24 protein-coding genes are annotated in these 20,974 nt (G+C 70.6%); 19 read left to right on the top strand and 5 right to left on the bottom strand.

Going from position 1 to position 20,974, the window contains the following annotated elements:
• Positions 1-139 precede the first annotated feature (139 nt).
• Positions 140-577: an ester cyclase gene (locus ACTWQO_RS23840; RefSeq protein ID WP_443239379.1), complete on the top strand. Its 438-nt coding sequence runs from the start codon at positions 140-142 to the stop codon at positions 575-577.
• 35 nt (positions 578-612) lie between these two features.
• On the opposite strand, the gene ACTWQO_RS23845 is transcribed toward ACTWQO_RS23840, so the two are convergent.
• Complete coding sequence (locus ACTWQO_RS23845; protein ID WP_362934724.1) at positions 613-948, bottom strand: YnfA family protein; 336 nt, start codon at positions 946-948, stop codon at positions 613-615.
• A 138-nt stretch (positions 949-1,086) separates the two neighbouring features.
• On the opposite strand from ACTWQO_RS23845, the gene ACTWQO_RS23850 reads away from it, so the two are divergent.
• Positions 1,087-1,557 carry a hypothetical protein gene (locus ACTWQO_RS23850; RefSeq protein ID WP_443239380.1) on the top strand — a complete coding sequence of 157 codons (471 nt, stop codon included), beginning with the start codon at positions 1,087-1,089 and terminating at the stop codon, positions 1,555-1,557.
• A gap of 60 nt (positions 1,558-1,617) precedes the next feature.
• Positions 1,618-2,091: a MarR family winged helix-turn-helix transcriptional regulator gene (locus ACTWQO_RS23855; protein WP_443239381.1), complete on the top strand. Its 474-nt coding sequence runs from the start codon at positions 1,618-1,620 to the stop codon at positions 2,089-2,091.
• On the opposite strand, the gene ACTWQO_RS23860 is transcribed toward ACTWQO_RS23855, so the two are convergent.
• Positions 2,088-2,501 (bottom strand): winged helix-turn-helix transcriptional regulator, encoded by a 414-nt coding sequence (locus tag ACTWQO_RS23860; RefSeq protein ID WP_443239382.1) that lies wholly within the window; start codon positions 2,499-2,501, stop codon positions 2,088-2,090. The two genes, ACTWQO_RS23855 and ACTWQO_RS23860, sit on opposite strands and share 4 nt — an antisense overlap.
• A 124-nt stretch (positions 2,502-2,625) precedes the next feature.
• Between ACTWQO_RS23860 and ACTWQO_RS23865 the strand changes: the two genes are divergently transcribed.
• On the top strand, positions 2,626-3,510 hold the full coding sequence (locus ACTWQO_RS23865) for an NADP-dependent oxidoreductase (protein WP_443239383.1): 885 nt from the start codon (positions 2,626-2,628) through the stop codon (positions 3,508-3,510).
• Positions 3,511-3,562: 52 nt separating this feature from the next.
• Here the strand turns inward: ACTWQO_RS23865 and ACTWQO_RS23870 are convergent, their stop codons facing one another.
• Positions 3,563-4,108 (bottom strand): GNAT family N-acetyltransferase, encoded by a 546-nt coding sequence (locus ACTWQO_RS23870; RefSeq protein ID WP_443239384.1) that lies wholly within the window; start codon positions 4,106-4,108, stop codon positions 3,563-3,565.
• Between the two features lie 50 nt (positions 4,109-4,158).
• The gene (locus tag ACTWQO_RS23875) at positions 4,159-5,583 is read right to left on the bottom strand and encodes an MFS transporter (RefSeq protein WP_443239385.1); all 1,425 of its coding nucleotides are present in this window, start codon (positions 5,581-5,583) and stop codon (positions 4,159-4,161) included.
• Positions 5,584-5,700: 117 nt separating this feature from the next.
• Here ACTWQO_RS23875 and ACTWQO_RS23880 point away from each other — a divergent pair, with 117 nt between their 5' ends.
• The 13 genes from ACTWQO_RS23880 (at position 5,701) to ACTWQO_RS23940 (ending at position 18,002) form a co-directional block, all read left to right on the top strand.
• Complete coding sequence (locus tag ACTWQO_RS23880) at positions 5,701-6,786, top strand: LLM class flavin-dependent oxidoreductase (RefSeq protein ID WP_443239386.1); 1,086 nt, start codon at positions 5,701-5,703, stop codon at positions 6,784-6,786.
• Complete coding sequence (locus tag ACTWQO_RS23885) at positions 6,783-7,370, top strand: FMN reductase (RefSeq protein ID WP_443239387.1); 588 nt, start codon at positions 6,783-6,785, stop codon at positions 7,368-7,370. Before ACTWQO_RS23880 ends, ACTWQO_RS23885 begins: the two co-directional genes overlap by 4 nt.
• A 73-nt stretch (positions 7,371-7,443) precedes the next feature.
• A complete protein-coding gene (locus ACTWQO_RS23890; RefSeq protein WP_443239388.1) occupies positions 7,444-8,160 on the top strand; it encodes a response regulator transcription factor in 717 nt (238 codons plus the stop codon).
• Positions 8,161-9,558, top strand: coding sequence for an ATP-binding protein (locus ACTWQO_RS23895; protein ID WP_443239389.1), 1,398 nt, complete (start codon positions 8,161-8,163; stop codon positions 9,556-9,558).
• A 138-nt stretch (positions 9,559-9,696) separates the two neighbouring features.
• Positions 9,697-10,965 carry an ArgE/DapE family deacylase gene (locus tag ACTWQO_RS23900; RefSeq protein WP_443239390.1) on the top strand — a complete coding sequence of 423 codons (1,269 nt, stop codon included), beginning with the start codon at positions 9,697-9,699 and terminating at the stop codon, positions 10,963-10,965.
• 186 nt (positions 10,966-11,151) lie between these two features.
• The gene (locus tag ACTWQO_RS23905) at positions 11,152-12,453 is read left to right on the top strand and encodes a phytase (RefSeq protein ID WP_443239391.1); all 1,302 of its coding nucleotides are present in this window, start codon (positions 11,152-11,154) and stop codon (positions 12,451-12,453) included.
• A 118-nt stretch (positions 12,454-12,571) separates the two neighbouring features.
• Entirely contained in the window at positions 12,572-13,165 is a 594-nt protein-coding gene (locus ACTWQO_RS23910) for a DinB family protein (RefSeq protein ID WP_443239392.1), read from the top strand.
• 153 nt (positions 13,166-13,318) lie between these two features.
• Positions 13,319-13,645: a hypothetical protein gene (locus ACTWQO_RS23915; protein ID WP_443239393.1), complete on the top strand. Its 327-nt coding sequence runs from the start codon at positions 13,319-13,321 to the stop codon at positions 13,643-13,645.
• 89 nt (positions 13,646-13,734) lie between these two features.
• A complete protein-coding gene (locus tag ACTWQO_RS23920; RefSeq protein ID WP_443239394.1) occupies positions 13,735-14,388 on the top strand; it encodes a hypothetical protein in 654 nt (217 codons plus the stop codon).
• Between the two features lie 265 nt (positions 14,389-14,653).
• Positions 14,654-15,400 carry a response regulator gene (locus ACTWQO_RS23925; protein WP_443239395.1) on the top strand — a complete coding sequence of 249 codons (747 nt, stop codon included), beginning with the start codon at positions 14,654-14,656 and terminating at the stop codon, positions 15,398-15,400.
• Complete coding sequence (locus ACTWQO_RS23930) at positions 15,397-16,554, top strand: sensor histidine kinase (RefSeq protein ID WP_443239396.1); 1,158 nt, start codon at positions 15,397-15,399, stop codon at positions 16,552-16,554. The genes ACTWQO_RS23925 and ACTWQO_RS23930 overlap by 4 nt, the downstream gene beginning before the upstream one ends.
• A gap of 117 nt (positions 16,555-16,671) precedes the next feature.
• Entirely contained in the window at positions 16,672-17,682 is a 1,011-nt protein-coding gene (locus tag ACTWQO_RS23935; RefSeq protein ID WP_443239397.1) for a sigma-70 family RNA polymerase sigma factor, read from the top strand.
• A 95-nt stretch (positions 17,683-17,777) separates the two neighbouring features.
• Positions 17,778-18,002, top strand: a complete 225-nt coding sequence (locus ACTWQO_RS23940; RefSeq protein ID WP_443239398.1) for a DUF4287 domain-containing protein — start codon at positions 17,778-17,780, stop codon at positions 18,000-18,002.
• Position 18,003: 1 nt separating this feature from the next.
• Here the strand turns inward: ACTWQO_RS23940 and ACTWQO_RS23945 are convergent, their stop codons facing one another.
• Entirely contained in the window at positions 18,004-18,441 is a 438-nt protein-coding gene (locus tag ACTWQO_RS23945; RefSeq protein ID WP_019061278.1) for a hypothetical protein, read from the bottom strand.
• Positions 18,442-18,963: 522 nt separating this feature from the next.
• Between ACTWQO_RS23945 and hemL the strand changes: the two genes are divergently transcribed.
• Together hemL and ACTWQO_RS23955 are read left to right on the top strand one after the other, a co-directional pair.
• On the top strand, positions 18,964-20,280 hold the full coding sequence (hemL, locus tag ACTWQO_RS23950) for a glutamate-1-semialdehyde 2,1-aminomutase (protein WP_443239399.1): 1,317 nt from the start codon (positions 18,964-18,966) through the stop codon (positions 20,278-20,280).
• Positions 20,277-20,957: a histidine phosphatase family protein gene (locus ACTWQO_RS23955; protein WP_443239400.1), complete on the top strand. Its 681-nt coding sequence runs from the start codon at positions 20,277-20,279 to the stop codon at positions 20,955-20,957. The genes hemL and ACTWQO_RS23955 overlap by 4 nt, the downstream gene beginning before the upstream one ends.
• Positions 20,958-20,974: the final 17 nt, after the last annotated feature.

Below are 20,974 nucleotides of genomic sequence, written 5' to 3' on the forward strand. Positions count from 1 at the left end.
GTGGTTCGTACTCGTGTGTGCCTCCGGCCAGGATAGGCGGGGCGCAGGCGGTGGCCGGGTGCCGGTTCGAGGGGCGGGACCGCGGGGCTCGGGCGGACAATGGAGTGGGTGGTCCTCTCCCGAGTCAGGAGGTGGATCCATGGGTGAGGCTCGTGACGTGATGGACCGGCTGACGGACGCGGTCACCGGTTCGCCGGACCTCAAGGCGCTCGCCGAGGTCTATGCGGAGGACGCGGTCGCGATCACGCCGGACGGCGGGGAGATCCACGGGCGTGACCACATCGTCGAGTACTGGCGTCAGATGACGGACGCGGTTCCTGAGGGGACGTTCGAGACGGTGAACGCGTACGAGCTCGGGGACACCGCCATCGACGAAGGGTTCTTCAGCGGCAAGAACACCGGTCCGATCCAGTTGCCCTCGGGGGAGTCCCTGCCCGCGACGCAGAAGGAGATCAGGATCCGCGGGGTTGATCTCGCGACGGTGCGGGACGGCCGGATCGTCAGCTATCGGCTCTACTTCGATCAGTTGGAGTTCCTGGAGCAGCTCGGGCTGCTGCCCGAGGAGCTGTCGGTCTGAGGCCGCCAGGTCACCGGCGTCACTTACGGCCTACGTCACTCTCCGCGCGGCGCGTACATGATCACCGCCATGCCCGCGAGGCAGATCAGTGCGCCCGCGATGTCCCAGCGGTCCGGCCGGTAGCCGTCGGCGACCATGCCCCAGGCGATCGAACCGGCGACGAAGATGCCGCCGTATGCCGCGAGGATGCGGCCGAAGTGGGCGTCGGGCTGGAAGGTGGCGACGAAGCCGTAGGCGCCGAGGGCGAGGACGCCGCCGCCGATCCAGAGCCAGCCGCGGTGCTCGCGCAGGCCCTGCCAGACCAGCCAGGCGCCGCCGATCTCGAAGAGCGCGGCGACGACGAAGAGGGCGGCGGAGCGGAGGATGAGCATGTCAGCAGCTTCGCATGGCCCCTTTCCGTGCCCTTTCCGTGCCCGTTTCCGTGCCCGCGTCACCTGATGGACGGCGCCTGCGGCCCGCTCTGCGTGGGATACATCCGTACGACCACGGTGGAGTGAGGAGTCGGCTGGATGAGAACGACGCGGGTGCTGGCGGCGTGCGGTGCCGCCCTGATGATGATCGGCGGCGCGGCCTCGCTCGCTGTCGCCGGCTCCGGTCCGGAGGCCGACCTCGCCTATCACGGTGCCGCGTCCCTGGCCGCGGGCCGGGTCGACGTACGGTTCACGCCGCGCAATCACGGGGCGTCCGCCGTGCCCGACGCGTCGGTGCGGTTGCTCTGGTCGGAGCCGCTCGCCGACCGGCAGACGCTGCCGGACGGGTGTGCGCGCTCGGAGGAGCGGGCGGTGCTGTGCCGCGTCGGAGCGCTGGCCGCGAAGGGGGTGGGCAAGCCGGTCCGTCTGCGGGTGCAGTTGCGGGAGGCACCGTCGCAGGTGCTGCTGGAGATCGACGCGGTGGCGGACGGCGGCCAGGGCAGCGGAAGCGGGGCCAGTGAACCGCAGCGGGTGCTGGTTCTGGACACCGGGGACGAGTACTACTTCTAGACGTACGGCGACTTCTGCGTCGTACGATCTCTGCACGGCGCAGACGAAAGGGCGGGCGGGATGACGGGCGATGCACGGGCGCGGCTGCTCGAGGAGCTGTCCGCGGTGTCCCGCCGCTATATGGCCTCGTACGCCCTGTTCAACCAGGCCGTCGCCGACCGCCTCGGCCTGCACCCGACCGATCTGCAGTGTCTGAATCTGCTCACGCTGGAGGGCGGTCCGGTGACGACGGGCCGGATCGCGGAGCTGACGGGGCTGACGACCGGGTCGGCGACGCGGCTGGTGGACCGGCTGGAGAGGGCGGGGTACGTCGTCCGGGAGCGGGACGCGGGGGACCGGCGGCGGGTGCTGGTGGCGACCGTGCCGGAGAAGACTGCCGAGTTCGGGCGGATGTGGGAGCGGCTGAGCGGTGGCTGGTCGGCTCTCTTCGATGATCTGGACGAGGCCGAACTCGCCCTGATCATCGGGCATATGAGGCGGACGGTGGAGTTCAGCGGGGAGCAGATCGCGCGGCTGCGCGCCGAGAAGGCCTAGGCCCGGGCGCTCTCGCTCTCCTCGTCGTACCGCTCCCGCGCCTCGTGGACCTGCTCGATGTGGGTCTCCGCCCAGTCCTTCACCGCGGTGAGCATGTGGGACAGGCTGCCGCCGAGCGGGGTGAGTTCGTAGTCGACGCGGACGGGGACGGACGGGGTGACCGTGCGGGCGATGAGGCCGTCGCGTTCCAGTGAGCGCAGGGTCTGCGTGAGCATCTTGGGGCTCACTCCGGCGATCTTGCGGCCGAGGTCGCTGTAGCGCATGGGCCCGTTGGAGAGGGCGGCGAGGACGAGGCAGACCCACTTGTCGCTGATGCGGTCGAGGAGCTGGTGGGTGGGGCAGCCGCGGAGGAACGCGTCGTATTCCATGCGGGCCTCTTCGCGCCGCTGGGCCGCGGTCTTGGTCGCCATGGCTCACCTCGGGGGTATGTACGCACCTTCAGGTAACTACTTACCAAGAGATAGTAGCTCTTCCTAGGGTTGTTGCAGCAGGGGAGATACCTCAGCGAACAGTGACACTTGGGAGTTAACAGTCATGCGAGCTGCTGTGGTGACGACGTTCGGCGGGCCCGAGGCCGTGGAGGTCGTGGAGACCGAGGTGCCGGAGCCGGGTGCGCGGCAGGTGCGGATCAAGGTGGCGGCGGCCACGCTCAACCCCGTGGACGCGGGGGTGCGCTCGGGGGTCTTCGGTGGCGCGGGTGAGCGGCTCGGCTTCGGCTGGGACGTCGCCGGGACCGTCGACGCGATCGGCGAGGGGAGTGCGTGGAGTGTCGGCGACGAGGTGGTGGCTCTCCACCACGGCCCGGTGAAGCCGCTGGGCGCGCACGCCGAGTACGTCGTCGTCGACACGGACGCGGTGGCGAAGGCGCCGGAGGGCGTGGACGCCGTCCACGCCGCCACACTTCCGCTGAACGCCCTGGCCGCCGTACAGGCCCTGGACTTCCTGGAGTTGACGCCGGATCAGTCCCTTCTGGTGACCGGCGCCGCGGGCGCGCTCGGCGGGTATGCGATCCAACTCGCCACGCACCGGGGGATATCGGTGACCGCGCTGGCCCGGGAGAAGGACGAGGAGCTCGTACGGTCCCTGGGGGCGGCCCACTTCACGGCCGGCGACGGGGGCGGCTTCGACGCCGTGCTCGACGCGGCGATCCTCGGAGAGGCGGCCCTTGAGCGGGTGCGGGACGGGGGCGCGTACATCGGCGTCATCCCGCAGGCCGCGCCCGCGTCCGTGCGGGGGGTGCGGGTCGGCGAGGTGGGGGTCGTCGCCGACGGGACGCGGCTGGCGGAGCTGGTCCGGCTGGTGGAGGAGGGGGTGCTGACTCTCCGCGTCGCCGAGACATACGCGCTGGACGAGGCGGCCAAGGCGCACGCCCGGCTGGCGGAGGGCGGGGTGCGGGGGCGGATCGTGCTGGTTCCTTGAGGGGCCGTGGGCTTCTTGTCCGTCGGCGTCCCCGGCTGCACGGAAGAGCGGACTAGTTCTTCGAGTCCGGCTTCCATTCCTGGACGAGGAGCCCGAGCAGCACCTCGTCCAGGAACTCGCCCATCACCCAGGCCGAGGAGCGCAGCACGCCCTCGCGGACGAAGCCGTTGTGTTCGGCGGCGCGCAGCATCGCGAAGTTGTCCGACAGCGTCTCGATCTGCAGCCGGTGCAGGCCGCGTACGACGAAGCCGTAGTGGCACAGCACCGCGACGACGTCGGTGCCGTAGCCCTTGCCGCGGGCGGACGGCAGCAGCCCGAGCCCGACGTGTGCGGACCGGTTGTGGGTGTCGATGCCCCACAGCGTCGCGGCGCCGACCAGCGTGCCGCCGTCCAACTCCACCACGGAGAACGGGACGACGTCCTGATGCTCCTTGTCGTCCACCGCGAACGGCGCGTCCTTCGAGCCGGGCGTGATCGGCCGCCACGGCCCGCCCGCGGCCCGCGAGGCGTTGACGACGTCGCCGTGGAGCTCGGCCCGCAGGATCGGGATGTCGTCCTCGTGCCGGGCCCTGAGTCCCACCTTGCTGCCTCTAAGCATGCGAGCTTCCTATCCGACCGGGCCGACCGGCGGCAAACCAATATGCCCATCTAATGCCCCTGTTCCGCAGGCGCCCTGCGTGGCAGCAGTCCCACGAGGGGCAGGCATACGGCGATGGCGGCGGCGACCACGACGAGGCTCAGCGTCGTGGCGTGGGCGTCGCCGTCGCCGGACGCCTTGAAGTACACGGTCGTCACGGCCGCCGCTCCGATCGCGTTGGCCAGCTGCTGCACCGCGCTCAGTGAGCCGCTCGCGCTGCCCGACTCGTCCGTGGAGATGTCGCCGATCGTGATGTCGTAGACCGTGCCGAAGCAGGTGCCCATGCCGAGGCCGATGACCAGCAGGGGCGGGACGAGGGGCCAGGCGCCGGTCTCGTCGGTCAGGAGGGCGAGCCAGCCGCAGCCCAACAGGATGATCACCAGGCCGGTGAGGACCAGGCGGCGGCCGAGGGTGTGGATCAGCTGGTAGCAGGCGATGGACGCGATGACGATCCCGACGGACAGGGGGATCAGGCCCAGTGCGGTGCCCGCGGGGGAGCGGCCGAGGCCCTGCTGGAGGTGGAGGGAGATGACGTAGAGGAGCCCCGCGGTCGCGGCGAAGACGACGATGCCGAGGGTCAGGCCCGAGGTGAAGCCGCGGTCCCTCAGGAGGGACGGCTGCAGGAGCGGGTTCGGGGCGGTGCGCTGGCGGTGGCAGAAGGCGGCGAACAGGGCGAGGCCGAGCAGGAGGAGGACCAGGGGGCGAGGCGTCCAGCCGTTCGTGGAGCCGTCGATCAGGCCGCCGAGCAGGCCGAGCATCGCGGCTGCGAGGAGGGTGGAGCCGGGGCCGTCGACGGAGACCGTGCGGTCGCCGGAGTCGCGGGGCAGCAGGCGTACGGCGGCCAGCAGGGCTCCGCCGCCGAGCAGCAGGTTGATCAGGAACATCGTGCGCCAGCCGAGGCCCAGTACGTCCGCGTCGACGAGGAACCCCGCGAGGATCGGGCCGCCGACCGCGGACAGCCCCATCACCGGCCCGAACAGGCTGAACGCCTTGCCGATCTGGTCGCGGGGCCAGGTCGCGCCGAGGATCCCGAAGCCCTGCGGGATGACGAGTGCGCCGAAGGCGCCCTGGGCGAGGCGGGCGACGACCAGGAACTCCGGCGTGGGGGCCAGCCCGCAGGCCAGGGACGCGATGACGAATCCGGTGAGGCCGATCAGGAACAGCCTGCGGCGGCCGTACTTGTCGCCCAGCCGTCCGCCGGGGACGAGGAGCACGCCGAGCGCGAGGGCGTAGGAGGCGCCGAGCCACTGGATCAGGCCGGCGCCGCCGCCGAGGTCCGCGGTGATCGTGGGGGCGGCGATGTTGGTGATGGTGGCGTCGAGGAGGTCGAGGACGTCGGCGGCGAGGACGACGGCGAGGATCGCCCAGCGGGTGCGGGCGGGGAGGGGGCGCCGGTCTTTCGGCTCTTCTTTTGCGTCATGCAGTATCTGTGTCACGCAGATAAATGTGCCGAGTGGTGGCCGTGGCCGTCAAGCTGATTAAGGAATACGGGGCGAGGCTGAGCCGTTTGTCGCTATAGTTGAACGGTCAACAACTCTGGAGGATGAGCGACCATGCAGTTCGGGATCTTCAGCGTCGGCGATGTCACGCCGGACCCGACGAACGGCCGTACGCCGACCGAGCGTGAGCGCATCAAGGCCATGGTCGCCATCGCCCTGAAGGCCGAGGAGGTCGGCCTCGACGTCTTCGCGACCGGCGAGCACCACAACCCGCCGTTCGTGCCGTCGTCGCCGACGACGATGCTCGGCTATGTCGCGGCGCGGACGGAGAGGCTGATCCTCTCCACCGCCACCACCCTCATCACCACCAATGACCCGGTGAAGATCGCCGAGGACTTCGCGATGCTTCAGCATCTGGCGGACGGTCGCGTGGACCTGATGATGGGCCGCGGCAACACCGGGCCGGTCTACCCCTGGTTCGGGCAGGACATCCGGCAGGGCATCAACCTCGCCATCGAGAACTACGCGCTGCTGCACCGGCTGTGGCGCGAGGACGTCGTGAACTGGGAGGGCAAGTTCCGTACGCCGCTGCAGGGCTTCACCGCCACGCCCCGGCCGCTGGACGGCGTACCGCCCTTCGTCTGGCACGGCTCCATCCGCTCGCCCGAGATCGCCGAGCAGGCCGCGTACTACGGCGACGGGTTCTTCCACAACAACATCTTCTGGCCGGCCGACCACACCAAGCAGATGGTCGACCTGTACCGGACCCGGTACGCCCACTACGGGCACGGCACGCCCGAGCAGGCGATCGTGGGGCTGGGCGGGCACGTCTTCATGCGCCGCAACTCCCAGGACGCGATCCGCGAGTTCCGGCCCTACTTCGACGTCGCGCCGGTGTACGGGCACGGGCCGTCGCTGGAGGACTTCACGGACCAGACGCCGTTGACGGTCGGCACGCCGGAGCAGGTCATCGAGAAGACCCTGGCCTTCCGCGAGTACGCGGGCGACTACCAGCGCCAGCTGTTCCTCGTCGACCACGCCGGGCTGCCCCTGAAGACCGTGCTGGAGCAGATCGACATGCTCGGCGAGGAGGTCGTACCGGTGCTGCGCAAGGAGTTCGCGGCGGGGCGCTCCGCGGGTGTGCCGGACGCGCCGACGCACGCTTCTCTCAAGGCGTCTCAGGAAGTGAGCGCGGTATGAAGCTCGTCGTCGTGTCGGCAGGGCTGAGTGTTCCGTCGTCCACGCGGTTGCTGGGCGATCGGCTGGCCGCGGCTGTGGCACAGGCCTCCGCTGTCGACGTCCAGGTCGTCGAACTGCGCGAACTCGCCGTCGAGATCGCGCACAACTTCACGAACGGGTTCGCGGGACAGCGGTTCTCCGCCGCGATCGACGCCGTGACCGGGGCGGATGGGCTGATCGTCGTCACACCCGTGTTCTCGGCGTCGTACAGCGGACTCTTCAAGTCCTTCTTCGACGTGATCGACCCGGACGCGCTGGCGGGAAAGCCGGTGCTGATCGCGGCGACGGGCGGCTCGGCCCGGCACTCCCTGGTCCTGGAGCACGCCCTGCGTCCCCTCTTCTCCTATCTGCGGGCCATCGTCGTCCCGACCGCCGTGTACGCCGCGTCGGAGGACTGGGGCGCGGAAGGGCTGGACGGGCGGATCGAGCGGGCGGCGGGGGAGCTGGCGGGGCTGATGGCCGGGCTGCCGAAAACGGTGCGGACCGGCACGGACGAGGTCGTTCCGTTCGCGGAGCAGCTCGCCGCGTTGCGTCCGGCAGGGTGAGACGTTCGTAAGAACGATCCCCGGGGGCCGCTCATCAGGTCGTACGATCCCCTCCCTTTGCCACTATGGACGGGTGCCCCAGACTGTGCTGCTCGCCGAAGACGACCGCGCCATCCGTCACGCCCTGGAACGGGCCCTGACTCTGGAGGGCTACCAGGTCACCGCGGTCGCCGACGGGGTGGAGGCGCTGGCGCAGGCGCATCGCACGCCGCCGGACGTGCTGGTGCTGGATGTGATGATGCCGGGGATCGACGGGCTCCAGGTGTGCCGGGTGCTGCGGGCGGAGGGCGACCGGACGCCGATCCTGATGCTGACGGCGCTGGTGGAGACGCAGGACCGGATCGCGGGACTGGACGCCGGCGCCGACGACTATGTCGTCAAGCCGTTTGACGTCGAGGAGGTCTTCGCACGGCTGCGGGCGCTCCTGCGCAGGACCGGCACGGCTCCCGTCGAGGTACCGGCGAAGGCCGCGGAGCCGCAGCTTCCACCCCGGCTCCTCGAAGCCGCCGGGCTGCGGATGGACGTACAGGCCCGGCGGGCGTGGCGCGGGCCGCGGGAGCTGGAGCTGACGCGCACCGAGTTCGAGCTGCTGGAGCTGCTGGTGCGCAACGCGGGCATCGTGCTCGACCACTCCACGATCTACGACCGCATCTGGGGCTACGACTTCGGGCCCGGCTCCAAGAACCTCGCCGTGTACGTCGGCTACCTGCGTCGCAAGCTCGACGAGCCGGGTGCGCCGCAGCTGATCCACACGGTGCGGGGCGTGGGTTACGTGCTGCGGGAGGACTGAGTGGTCCGGCCCCGGCGGCTGAGGCTGCTGTCGCTGCGGACGACGTTCGCGGTGTCGTTCGCGGCCGTGACCGCCGCGGTCACCGTCCTGGTCGGCATCCTGTCGTACGGCGCCGCCGCCCGGCTCGTGCGCGTGGACCAGCAGTCCGTGTTCGACGAGGTCGTGCAGGATCTGCGGGGCACGTTGCAGCAGGAGCGGATGACGACGGAGGACTTCTCGTCGTCGGAGCCCGGGCATGATCTCGTACGGCCCGCCCGGACCGATGTGCAGGTGCTGGGGCCCGACGGTGCCGTGGTCGACCCCGGCCGTCCGGGGCTGCCCGTCACCGACGCCGACCGGCGCATCGCCGCCCGCTCCACCGCCGGGGCGCTGACCGAGCACGCGGACGTCGACGTCGGGGACGACATGTACCGGATCGCGACCGTCGCGCTCGGCGGCGGGCGCGGGGCGGTGCAGGTGGCGCAGGAGTTCAGCGACACGGAGGATCTGCTGCGGGCGTTGCAGCAGCGGACGTTGATCCTGATGGCGGCGGTCGTCGTCGGCGCGGGGCTGTTCGGCTGGTGGCTGGCCCGTCGTATCACCCGCCGGCTCGTCATCCTCACCTCCGCCGCGGAGGACGTCGCCCGCACGCGCCGGCTCGGCATCCAGGTCCCCGTCACCGGCTACGACGAGGTGGGCCGCCTCGGCCGCGCCTTCGACCGCATGCTGGGGCGGCTCGCCCAGTCCGAGGAGGACCAGCGGCGGCTGGTGCAGGACGCGGGGCATGAGCTGCGGACGCCGCTGACTTCGCTGCGTACGAACATTTCCCTGTTGCGGCGGATCGATGAACTGCCTGCCGGGACGCGGGACGAACTGGTCGCCGACCTCGGCCAGGAGGCGCGTGAACTGACCGATCTCGTCAATGAGTTGGTGGATCTGGCGGCGGGGCAGTCGGACACGGAGCCGCCCCAGCGGGTCGATCTCGCCGACATCGCCGAGGACGTCGCCGGGCTGGCGCGGCGGCGTACGGGGCGGGAGATCGTGGTGCGGGCGAGTGGGGATACGACGACGGACGGGCGGCCGGGGATGCTGCAACGGGCACTGTCCAACCTCGTTGAGAACGCGGCGAAGTTTGACCGGGAGGGGTCGGCGCCGATCGAGATCGCGGTTTCTGGGCCTGCGCGGGCCGGCGCGATCCGGGTTGAGGTTCTTGATCGTGGGGCCGGTGTCGCGGATGAGGATCTGATGCGGATCTTCGATCGGTTTTATCGGGCTGCGGATGCGCGGTCCCTGCCGGGGTCTGGGCTGGGGTTGTCGATCGTGCGGGAGGTGGCGTTGGCGCATGGGGGTGCGCCGTTTGCTTTTCGGCGGGAGGGGGGTGGGTCGGTTATTGGGTTCACGGTGGGTGGGGGTGCCTAGTAGCTCGGGGCTTTCTGTCGTGGGGCGGGTGCGGGTTTGATGTGGTTGATCGCGCCCACGCGGCGGAGCCGCATATTGAACACAGCCCCGCGCCCCTGGCGGGGCGCTGTCCCTCCCTTCGTGGAAAGGATCCGCCGCGTGTTGAGTCACGAAGAAGCTCTGGTGCTCTCGGAGATCGATGAGGCTGCCGTTGCACGGACGTTGCTTGAGTTGATCGCTGTTCCGAGTGTGACCGGGAGTGCGGCTGAGGCGGAGCTTCAGCATCAGCTTGCTGGGCGGCTGGGGCGGCTCGGGATGGATGTCGATCTGTGGCCCATGGATCTGGCCGCGCTCCGTGCGCATCCCGAATTCCCGGGCTCGGAGGCGCCGCGGGAGGAGGCTTGGGGGCTGGTCGGGCGGACGGCGGACGGGGGTGATGGGCCGGTCTTCGTGCTGCAGGGGCATGTTGATGTCGTGCCGGCGGGGGATCCGGCCGCGTGGGAAGGGGATCCCTTCGTGCCGCGGGTCACCGGTGATCTCGTGCACGGGCGCGGGGCCTGTGACATGAAGGCCGGGCTGGCGGCGCATCTTGCGGTGCTGGGGGCGATACGGGCCAGCGGGGTGCGGTTGCGCGGGGAGGTCGCCGCGCACTTCGTGGTGGGGGAGGAGGACGGTGGGCTCGGGGCGTTCGGGACGTTGCAGCGGGGGTATCGCGGGGACGTCTGCGTCATCGGTGAGCCGACCGCCGGGACCCTGGTCACCGCGAACGCGGGTGCGCTGACGTTCCGGATCGCGGTGCCCGGCAAGGCGGCGCATGCGAGTTCGCGGGAGCGGGGCGTCAGCGCGATCGACAGATATGTGACATTGCACGGGGCGCTGGCCGACCTGGAGGCCGCCCGCAACACCGGCCCCGACCCGCTCATGGCCGAGTACCCCATCCCGTACGCCCTCTCCGTCGGCACCCTCCACGCCGGCGACTGGGCGAGCAGCGTGCCCGATCTGCTCGTCGCCGAGGGGCGGTTGGGGGTGCGGCTGGGTGAGGACACCGCCGACGCGAGGGCGTCCCTGGAACGCCGCGTCGCCGAGGTGTGTGCCGCCGATCCGTGGCTGCGGGAGCATCCGGCGACGGTGACGTGGCCGGGCGGGCAGTTCGCGAGCGGGCGGATGGCGCCGGGGCATCCCCTTCCCGAGGTGATCCGGGCCGCCTACGCCGACTCGGTCGGCGGTGGTTCGGGGCTGCGGGAGCGCGGGGCGCCGTACGGCAGCGATCTTCGGCTGTACGCCGGCGCCGGGGTGCCGGCCTTGCAGTACGGGCCGGGGGACATAGCGGTGGCGCACAGTGCGGCGGAGCATGTGTCCGTGCGCGAAGTGGTGGAGGTGGCGCGGACGTTGGCGGTGACGGTGTTGCGGACGGTCGGGGTGAAGTGACGGGACGGGCATCGTCCGGGCGGGAGGGTGGGGTGTCCCTGGGGTGTCCCTGGGGTGTCTCGACACCGGTTCGCCCTCTCCGTGGATCACTCGTGACGTCTTCCGGACAGCCGACGTCCCCCTGGGCGCCAACTTCCCCGCCCACCATCGGCATGTCCTTGACACCCCTGACGTAAGGAAGCGCCCGTGAGAACGACGCACCGCGCCGCACGCAGAGCCGCTGCCCTCGCTGCCGGTTCCGCGCTGGCCACCCTCCTCGCCGCGTCCCCCGCGGGGGCGGACGCCGAGTTGCCGGTGGTGACCGCGCGCAGCGAGTCCGCGCCGCTCTTCGACGACGAGGCCGGCCAGAACGCCGACGCGGACGACCCGGCGATCTGGCGGAACGCCGCCGACCCCGGGCGCAGTCTCGTCATGGCGACCGCCAAGGAGGGCGGGCTGCGGGTCTACGACCTGGACGCGCGCCTGGTGCAGTCGATCGCCGCGCCGAAGCCGCCGTCGGCGGACGACGCGCCCGGCCGGTACAACAACGTCGACCTCGTCACCGGTCTGCGCACCTCGTCCGGCCGGGCCGATGTGGCGGTGGTCAGCGACCGCGGCAACGACCGGCTGCGGATCTACCGCATCGACGCCTCCCGCCCCGGCGCCCCGCTGACCGACATCACCGACCCGGCCGCCACCCCGGTGTTCTCCGCCGACCAGAGCGAGATCAACGACCAGCGCACCGCGTACGGGCTGGGCACCTGGAAGGACAAGGCCAGCGGTCGTACGTACGCCCTGGTCAGCCAGCGTGAGCGCACTCGCCTCGCCCTCCTCGAACTCGTACCGGCCGCGAACGGCAAGGTCGGCTACCGCAAGGTCCGCACCCTCGACCTCCCCTCCTCCTTCCGCCTGCCGAACGGCACCAGCTGGACCCCCTGCCTGGAGCCCGGCGAACTCCCGCAGGTCGAGGGCATGGTCGTCGACCCGGCCACCGGCACGCTGTACGCCGGCCAGGAGGACATCGGCATCTGGCGGCTGCGCGCCGACCTCACCGGCACGCCGGTCCTGATCGACAAGGTCAAGGAGTACGGCGTCCCGGGCACCTACGACGAGGAGACCGAGGAGTGCACACCGGGCGCCGACCCCGGCTTCGGCGGCGAGCACCTGTCGGCCGACGTCGAGGGCCTGACGCTCTTCGAGGAGCGGGACGGCGACGGCTACCTCCTCGCCTCCAGCCAGGGCGACAACACCTTCGCCCTGTACGACCGTGAGGTCGGCGACGCCAACGAGTACGAGGGCGGGTTCCAGGTCGGCGCCGCGTCCTCGACGCTGGACAGCGTGGAGGAGTGCGACGGCGCCGCCATCCTCAACGCCCCGCTGGGCAGCCGCTATCCGCGCGGCCTGCTCGTCGTCCAGGACGGCGAGGAGACCCCGGGCGAGCAGGACCGTACGGCCACGGGCTTCAAGTTCGTCGACCTGGGTGCGGTGGTGGACGCCGCGGACATGTGAGGTCGTGAGGGCGCGTACGGCCGCCGGTACCGTCCGGCGGCCGTACGGTCGTAGGTCTCGGTTTCGGGTCGTACGGAAAGCTGGTGGACAGAGATCGTGCGGGCAGCAGACTGGCCCCATGACCGCATCCGACGCCAGAGCCGACCTTCACTTCTATCTGCAGTCCGCCCGTGATGCCCTGCTGTGGAAGCTCGAAGGGCTCTCGGAGTACGACATCCGCCGCCCGCACACACCGACCGGCACGAACCTCCTGGGCCTGGTGAAGCACGTGGCCACGGTGGAACTCGGTTATCTCGGCGACACGTTCGGACGGCCCTCCGGTGAGGCGCTGCCGTGGGTCGAGGAGGGCGCCGAGGCGAACGCGGACATGTGGGCCACCGCCGACGAGTCACGCGGGCAGATCGTGGGTCTGTATCGCCGGGCGTGGGCGCACGCGGACGCGACGATCGACGCGCTGCCGCTGGACACGGTCGGCAGGGTGCCGTGGTGGCCCAGCGGCAGGGACGAGGTGACGCTGCACCATGCCGTGGTGCGCGTGATCGCCGACACCCACCGGCATGCCGGGCACGCCGACATCATCCGGGAACTCACGGACGGCGCCGTCGGGATGAACAAGGGCAACGACGGCATGCCGCCGGGTGATTCGGCGTGGTGGGAGGAGCATCGGAGCCGACTGGAGCGGGTGGCGCGGGATGCCGAGTGGGACGCGTGACCGGGATGGACGTCTCAGGAGAATCTCATCCGCTCCCCATGGTGAAACCAGGTGTCGGCCACAGTATGGTCAAGCACTTCAACAGGAGGGTGAGGTTCCGTGTTGAGCGACATGTCCGACGTGAAATGCCGATGTACCTGCCCGGGAGCGACGGTGTGGGTCACCGGGCCGACGGCCGCCGACCGGCGCGCCGCCGCCTACGCCCTCGCCGAACGCCTGCTGGCCGAACAGCGCCGGGTCGAGGTCCTCGACCGCCTCAACGCCCATGACACGGACCCCGAACGCATCGGCCTGATGGCCGAGGTACTGGCCCGCAACGGCATCGTGGCGATCGTGCCGTGCGCCGAAGAGGGCGTGCCGACGGTGCGTGGACGCCATGAGGCCAGCGGCACGCGGTACGTCGAGGTGTGCGTGGCCGGGCGGGAGGGGCCGGAGGAGTCGGCGGTGGCGGCGCACGGGGCGCTGGTGGGGCATCGCTGACGATCCGCGTGTCCGGTGCTGACGCTGCTCTTCGGCGCTCGACGCTCGGCTCGGGAGGGGTCCCGGACCCTTCGAGGTAGACAACGGGGGTGAGCAGCTCCCGTAGCCTCTTGTTCGCCGGCGGCATTCTCGCCGCCACCGTGCTGACCGCGTGCGGCACCGAGACGGCCCCGGACGGGGCGAGCCGCACACCCTCCTCCGGCGCCACGAGTACGCCCGCCACCTCCACCCCGTCGGCTCGCTCCTCGTCCCCGGCCGGCTCGCAGGCAGACATCCGCCCGACCACCTCCGCACGCGAGGGCGACTGCGTCGGGGCCGACGGTCCCGGTCGCGGCGGCGAGGTCTGGGTCGTCGACTGCGCCCACCGCAACGCGGTAGCCCGGGTGACCCGGCTGGTGCCGAACGGCAAGTCGGACCTGTGCATCAAGGACGACTACACCGGCTTCGACTTCCGCAACGACAAACCCAGCCTGTGCCTGATGATCTACGGCAAGGAGGGCGACTGCTACAGCGGCTTCGATGTCCGTACGCCCATCGGACCGCGGGTGGCGTGCACCGACCCGAAAGCCGTGCTGCGCCTCGAACGGATCGTCAAGGGCGACGGCCGTGACACCTGCCGTCAGATCACCCCGTACGGCGATCCGAACGCGGCCGCCCTCTTCTACAGCGACGCACCTGACTTCGACGCGGGTCCCGGCACGTTCCGCGACCTCACGTACTGTCTGACCTCGCCGGATTCCTAGCCGAGTACCGTGTCGGCTGCGTTCCGGGTCATGCGTTCCAGGCTGGTGAGGAGCGCGGGCCCGCCGTATCCGGCGGGTGTCCGGTCCTGCCCCGCCACCCGGGCGCTGTCTCTCCCCCGGGCGGCCGGAAGCCCTCCCCCGGGTGGCGGGAGTGTGCGGCCGAGCCGCCGTACCAGGCGTTTTCCGTTCTACGGTCGGTGCGGTGACAATCGGCACCGGCGTGCGGCCGACGGCGTACGCACCATAAAGATGAGGCGGGGCGCACGTGATCCGGGTAGTGGTGGTCGACGACGAGGCCCTGGTGCGATCCGGCTTCCAGCTCATCCTGGGCGCGGCCGACGACATCGAGGTCGTCGCGACGACGGTGGGTGCGGAGGCCGTCGCTGCCGTACGGCGGGAAGGTCCCGACGTCGTGCTGCTGGACATCCGGATGCCGGACGTCGACGGGCTGACCGTGCTGCGGCAGCTGCGCGCGCTGCCGTCGCCGCCGGTGGTGGCGATGCTGACGACGTTCGACGCCGACGAGTACATCGTGACCGCGCTGCGGTCCGGGGCCGCCGGATTCCTGCTCAAGGACACCGAGCCCGATCAACTCGCCCAGCTGGTACGGACGTTGGCGGCGGGCGGGGTGGTGATGTCGCCGAAGGCGTCGCGTGCCGTCTGGCAGAGTCACCCCGGCGCCGGGACCGTCGACGACGAGGAGGTCACCCGCGTCGGGCGACTCACCGACCGGGAGCGCGAGGTGCTCGTGCTGATCGCGGAAGGGCTGTCCAACGCCGACATCGGCGGCCGGATCCACCTCAGCGCGGGCACCGTCAAGGACCACGTCAGCGCGATCTTCACCAAGCTGCGGGTCGGCAGCCGGGTCCAGGCGGCGCTGCTCGCCCAGCGGGCGGGGCTGCTCGCCCAGCGGGCGGGGCTGCTTGACGAGGGGCGGCGGCGCGGGGAGCACGACGAGGGGCGGCGGGGCGGGGAGCACGAGGGGTGGCGGCGCCGGGAGTCCGGGCGATGACCGTGTCCAGGGCGTCCGGGGCGTCCAGGGCGTCCAGGGTGTCCGGGGCATGGTGGGCGCGGATCCCCGAGCCGGTCATCGACGCCGTGGTGGTCGTCGTCACCCTCGCGGACATTCTGATCAGCCTGGAGGACGCGGGCGCCGTGGAGCAGTCCATGGCCGCGCTCGCCTGCGCCGCGCTCGCCGTACGACGCCGCTTCCCGCTCCCGGTGTTCCTGCTCACCCTGCCCGCCAGCCTGATGCTGGACATCGTCTTCGCCTCGTTCGCCGCGCTGTTCACGCTGGCCGAGCGCTCCCGCAACCGGCGTCTCCTCGCCCTGTGCGCCGTACTGTTCGCCCTCGCCTCCGCCGCGCCCTGGCCGCTGAGCGACCTCGCCTCACACGACCGCACCTGGACGGTCGTGTACTTCTTCTACACGCTCGCCACCGCCGCGGCCCCCGTCCTGCTGGGCCAACTCGTCCAGGCCCGCCGGGACCTGGCCCGCCGCCTCGTCGAGATCGAGGAGGCCCGCGAGCACGAACGCCTGCTGCACTCCCAGGCCGTCCTGGCGCGCGAACGCGCCCAGCTCGCCCGCGAGATGCACGACGTCGTCTCCCACCAGGTCAGCCTGATCGCCGTACAGGCCGGCGCGCTCCAAGTAGCCGCGGCCGACCCCTCCTTCAAGGAGGGCGCCCGGACCATCCGCTCCCTCAGCGTCGACACCCTCGACGAACTGCGCCACATGGTCACCCTGCTCCGCGCCTCCGGCGGCCGGACCACCGAGCTGACCCCGCAGCCGACCCTCGCCGACCTCCACACGCTTGTCACGACCAGCGGCATCGACACCGACCTCACCGGCGAACTCCCCCCGGACATCAGCACCCCCGCCCAGCGCGCCATCTACCGCACCGTCCAGGAAGCCCTCACCAACGTCCGCAAACACGCCCCCGGCGCGACGGCCAAGGTCCACCTCTGGCAGGCCCCCGACACCTTCGGCGTCACCGTCACCAACACACCCCCCACCCGCCCCTCCCTACCCCTCCCCGGCTCCCACCAGGGCATCATCGGCCTCAGAGAACGCGCCGAACTCCTGGGCGGCACCTTCGAATCGGGCCCTGCGCCGGGCGGCGGCTACGCGGTGACTCTGCGGATTCCGGTGCATGGGGAGGCCTGATCAGGGGACCCCGGTCAGGGTTATCCTGCCCGGGCAGGATGCGCCGCTCCGCGGTCACGGCAGGTGCCGGTGCCGCAGGGCGCATACTGCGCGTGCCGTGCGCACCAGGGGGCGGGGATGGATGATCTGGAAGTCGGCGCTGTCGGACTCGGTCACGAATCTGTGGCGCTCCGGCTGGAGGCGCACCGGACCGAGCTGATCGGCTACTGCTACCGAATGCTGGGTTCGGTCTTCGATGCGGAAGATGCCGTGCAGGAGACCATGGTCCGAGCGTGGCGCGGCCTCGACCGGTTCGAGGAACGGTCGTCACTACGGTCGTGGATCTACCGCATCGCCACCAACGTCTGCCTCGACACACTCGCCGCCGCCAAGCGCCGGGCTCGCCCGATGGACCTCTCGGCCCCGACCAGCGGTGCCACCTCACCAGGCCCTCCACTGGACGTCAGCCTGTGGATAGAACCGTGCCCGGCGGGGTTGACCCACACGCCGGCCAACCCCGCAGAGGCAGCCGAAGCAGGCGAATCCGTACGCCTGGCATTCATCGCCGCACTGCAGCACCTGCCGTCCAAGCAGCGCGCGACCCTCCTCCTCCGGGAAGTCCTGGACTTCTCGGCACGCGAAGTCGCAGACCTGCACGGCTGTACCGTCGCCTCGGTCAACAGCGCGCTCCAGCGCGCCCGCGCCACACTGGCCGCCCGCCGCGAAGCGACCGGCGACACGGCGGTGCGGTCGCCCGACGCCGTTCAGCGGGCACTGGCGAAGCGCTATGCCGCGGCCTTCTCCAGCTTCGACATGGAGGAGCTGAGCATGCTGCTGCATGTGGACGCCACCATGTCCCTGCCGCCATACGCCCTGTGGATGCGAGGCGTCTCCGACATCCAGGCATGGCTGACCGGACCCGCCGTCGGCTGCCGGGGATCCCGGCTGCTCCCCACCGTGGCGAACGGCTCGCCGGCCTTCGGCCAGTACCGGCCCAGCGTCACCGGAGCGGGATTCGAGCCCTGGGCCCTCCAGGTCGTCGACATCTCCGGGGACCGGATCACCGACATCCATGTCTTCCGGGACACCGAGCGGCTGTTCCCGCTTTTCGACCTGCCCCCGCACATCGGCGAACAGGAGGAGGTGTGACGCAGCACACCTTCACCGACCGATGACTCCGTTCGTACCCCTCGGTCCTACCAGCGACGACACCGAAGCCCCAACGGACAGACAGGATGGCTGACATGACCGCCACCGAGAAGGGCCCTGCCAGCTACTTCCCTTCCATCGAGAAGAAGTACGGTCGCCCGATCGCGGAGTGGAAGGACCTGATCCGCTCCTCGCCCCTGACCAAGCACATGGAGCTCGTGAACTGGCTCAAGGCCGAGCACGGGCTGGGCCACGGTCACGCCAATGCCCTCGTCGCGCACACCCTCGCCGAGCAGCGCACATCAGTGGAAGAACCCTAGGTCAGGGCCAGACCAAGCAATACGGCTGGTGCCCAGCCTCGTGCAGCCGGTGCGAGAAGTCCTGCCACTCATGCAGCAGCTGATACACATTGAACGCATCCCGGGGCCCACCCCGGTCCGGCACGGTCGACCAGATGAACGCTGCCGCGCCGACCGCCTCCTCGCCGATCCCGCGAAGCGGGTCCACGACGGTCATGGGGAGTTTGACGACGGCGTAGTCGGGGTGGAGGACGACCAGTTCCAGGGGTGGCACCTTGTTCAGGGGAACGCCCTCGATGCCCGTGAGTACCATCGCGGCCATCGTCTCGGGCTTGATCTTGGTGAACATGCCGTTCATGCCGAGCTCGTCGCCGCCGAGTTCCTCGGGGCGCATCGAGATCGGGACACGGGCCGCGGTCGCGCCGTCAGGTGCGCCGAAGTACTTGTACGTCACCCCCACCCGACCACCATTCCTGCTCCCCGCCCGCAGCCGCTCGACCCGCTGGTCGTACCGCTCGGGATCCTGTCCACCCTGTGCCTGACGTGGTTCAGCCGCTTCCTCCGCCTCGCGCCGGTGCCTGCCCCCTCGGGCACGTCGAGGACCCAGGTCGTCAGTCCCCTCGCCCAGTCCGCCACCGCGATGCATATCTCCACCCGACTGCTTTTCTAGGACGCGTGGCCCCCGCCGCGCAACCCGATCATCGTGTCAGTGACCTCCCCCACGGCCGCCCGCCGAAACGTGCGTTGAAACACCTGTCCGCAGGATCTTCGCAGCCCCTGAACAAGCCTCGCCACAGCATGGCCGGTGAGGGCTCCCCTATGACATACGTACGGGATCCCCGTTTGAGCTGTGTGTATCAGGTCTCAGTTTCGCAGACGGGGAGACGGGTGGGGGACCACGTCCGGTTCCTTGGCCGCCTACCCTGAGGAGGTCACCAGGAGAAGCGCAGGAAATCGGAGAAGGTCGGAGAAGTCGCCGGACATGAGTGAACTGCCTTATTCATACGATGCGCCTGTCTCGCAGGCTCTGTTCGACCGTGCGGCCGCCGTCACGCCCGGCGGTGTGAACTCGCCGGTGCGCGCCTTCCGGGCGGTGGGCGGGACACCCCGGTTCATGGTCTCCGGCCACGGGCCCTATCTCACCGACGCCGACGGGCGCGACTACGTCGACCTGGTCTGTTCCTGGGGACCCATGATCCTCGGGCACTCCCACCCCGAGGTCATCGCCGCCGTCCAGGACGCCGTCTCCCGCGGTACGTCCTTCGGTACGCCCGGCGAGGGCGAGGTCGCGCTCGCCGAGGAGATGGTCGCCCGGATCGAGCCGCTGGAGCAGGTGCGGCTCGTCTCCAGCGGGACCGAGGCGACCATGTCCGCCATCCGGCTCGCCCGCGGGTTCACCCGGCGCACCAAGGTGATCAAGTTCGCCGGGTGTTACCACGGTCACGTCGACTCGCTCCTCGCCGCCGCGGGGAGTGGCGTGGCCACCTTCGCCCTGCCCGACACCCCCGGCGTCACCGGCGCCCAGGCCGGCGACACCATCGTGCTGCCGTACAACGACCTCGAATCCGTACAGGAGGCCTTCCACCGGCACCCCGGCGAGATCGCCTGCGTGATCACCGAGGCCTCGCCCGGCAACATGGGGGTGGTGCCTCCGGGGCCCGGGTTCAACCAGGGGCTGAAGGACGCCTGCCGGGAGAACGGCGCCCTCTACATCTCCGACGAGGTCATGACCGGCTTCCGGACCAGCAAGGCCGGCTGGTACGGCATCGACGGCGTCCGGCCCGACCTGATGACCTTCGGCAAGGTCATGGGCGGGGGCTTCCCCGCCGCCGCCTTCGGGGGGCGGGAGGACGTCATGGCGCACCTCGCGCCCGCCGGGCCGGTCTACCAGGCCGGCACCCTCTCCGGGAACCCGGTCGCCACCGCCGCCGGCCTCGCTCAGCTGCGTCTCCTCGACGATGCCGCGTACGACACCGTCAACGCCGTCTCGGCGCAGATCCAGGCCCTGGTCACCGAGGCGCTCACCAAGGAGGGCGTCGCGCACCGGCTGCAGACCGCCTCCAACATGTTCTCCGTCTTCTTCACGGACCGGGCGGTGCGTGACTACGAGGACGCCAGAAAGCAGGAGTCCTTCCGCTTCACCGCGTTCTTCCACGCGATGCTGGCGAACGGCGTCTATCTGCCGCCGTCGTCCTTCGAGTCCTGGTTCGTGTCCACGGCCCACGACGAGCGTGCCGTGCAGCGGATCGCCGACGCCCTCCCGGCGGCGGCCCGAGCGGCGGCGGAGGCCCAGGCATGAGCAACCCCGACATCACCGTCGTACACGTCATGCGGCACGGCGAGGTCGCCAACCCGGGCGGCGTGCTGTACGGGCGGCTGCCCGGGTACCACCTGTCGGAGCTGGGGCGGCGGATGGCCGACCGGGTCGCCGAGCACCTCGCGCCCCGTGACATCACGCACGTCTGCTCCTCCCCGCTGGAGCGCGCGCAGGAGACGGCCACGCCGATCGCCAAGGCGCACGGCCTGGATCTCGCCACCGACGAGCGGCTCATCGAGGCCGACAACGTCTTCCAGGGCAAGACCTTCGGCGTGGGCGACGGGGCGCTGCGGCGGCCCGAGAACTGGAAGCACCTCGTCAACCCGTTCAAGCCGTCCTGGGGTGAGCCCTACGTCGACCAGGTCGTACGGATGATGGGGGCGCTGGATGCCGCGAAGGATGCTGCGCGGGGGCATGAGGCGGTGCTGGTCAGCCATCAGCTGCCGATCTGGATCGTGCGGTCGTATGTCGAGCGGCGGCGGTTGTGGCACGACCCGCGCAAGCGGCAGTGCACGCTCGCGTCCCTGACGTCCTTCACGTATCAGGGGAACCGGATCGTGTCCGTGGGGTACTCCGAGCCGGCGCGGGATCTTGTGCCGGCGCATCTCCTTGCGGGGGCTAAGCCGGTGAAGGGCAAGGACAAGGCGTTCGGAGCGTAGCGCTCCGCGGGTTGTGC

Origin of the sequence: Streptomyces sp. 4N124 (assembly GCF_052245395.1) — a bacterium.
GTDB lineage: Bacteria > Actinomycetota > Actinomycetes > Streptomycetales > Streptomycetaceae > Streptomyces.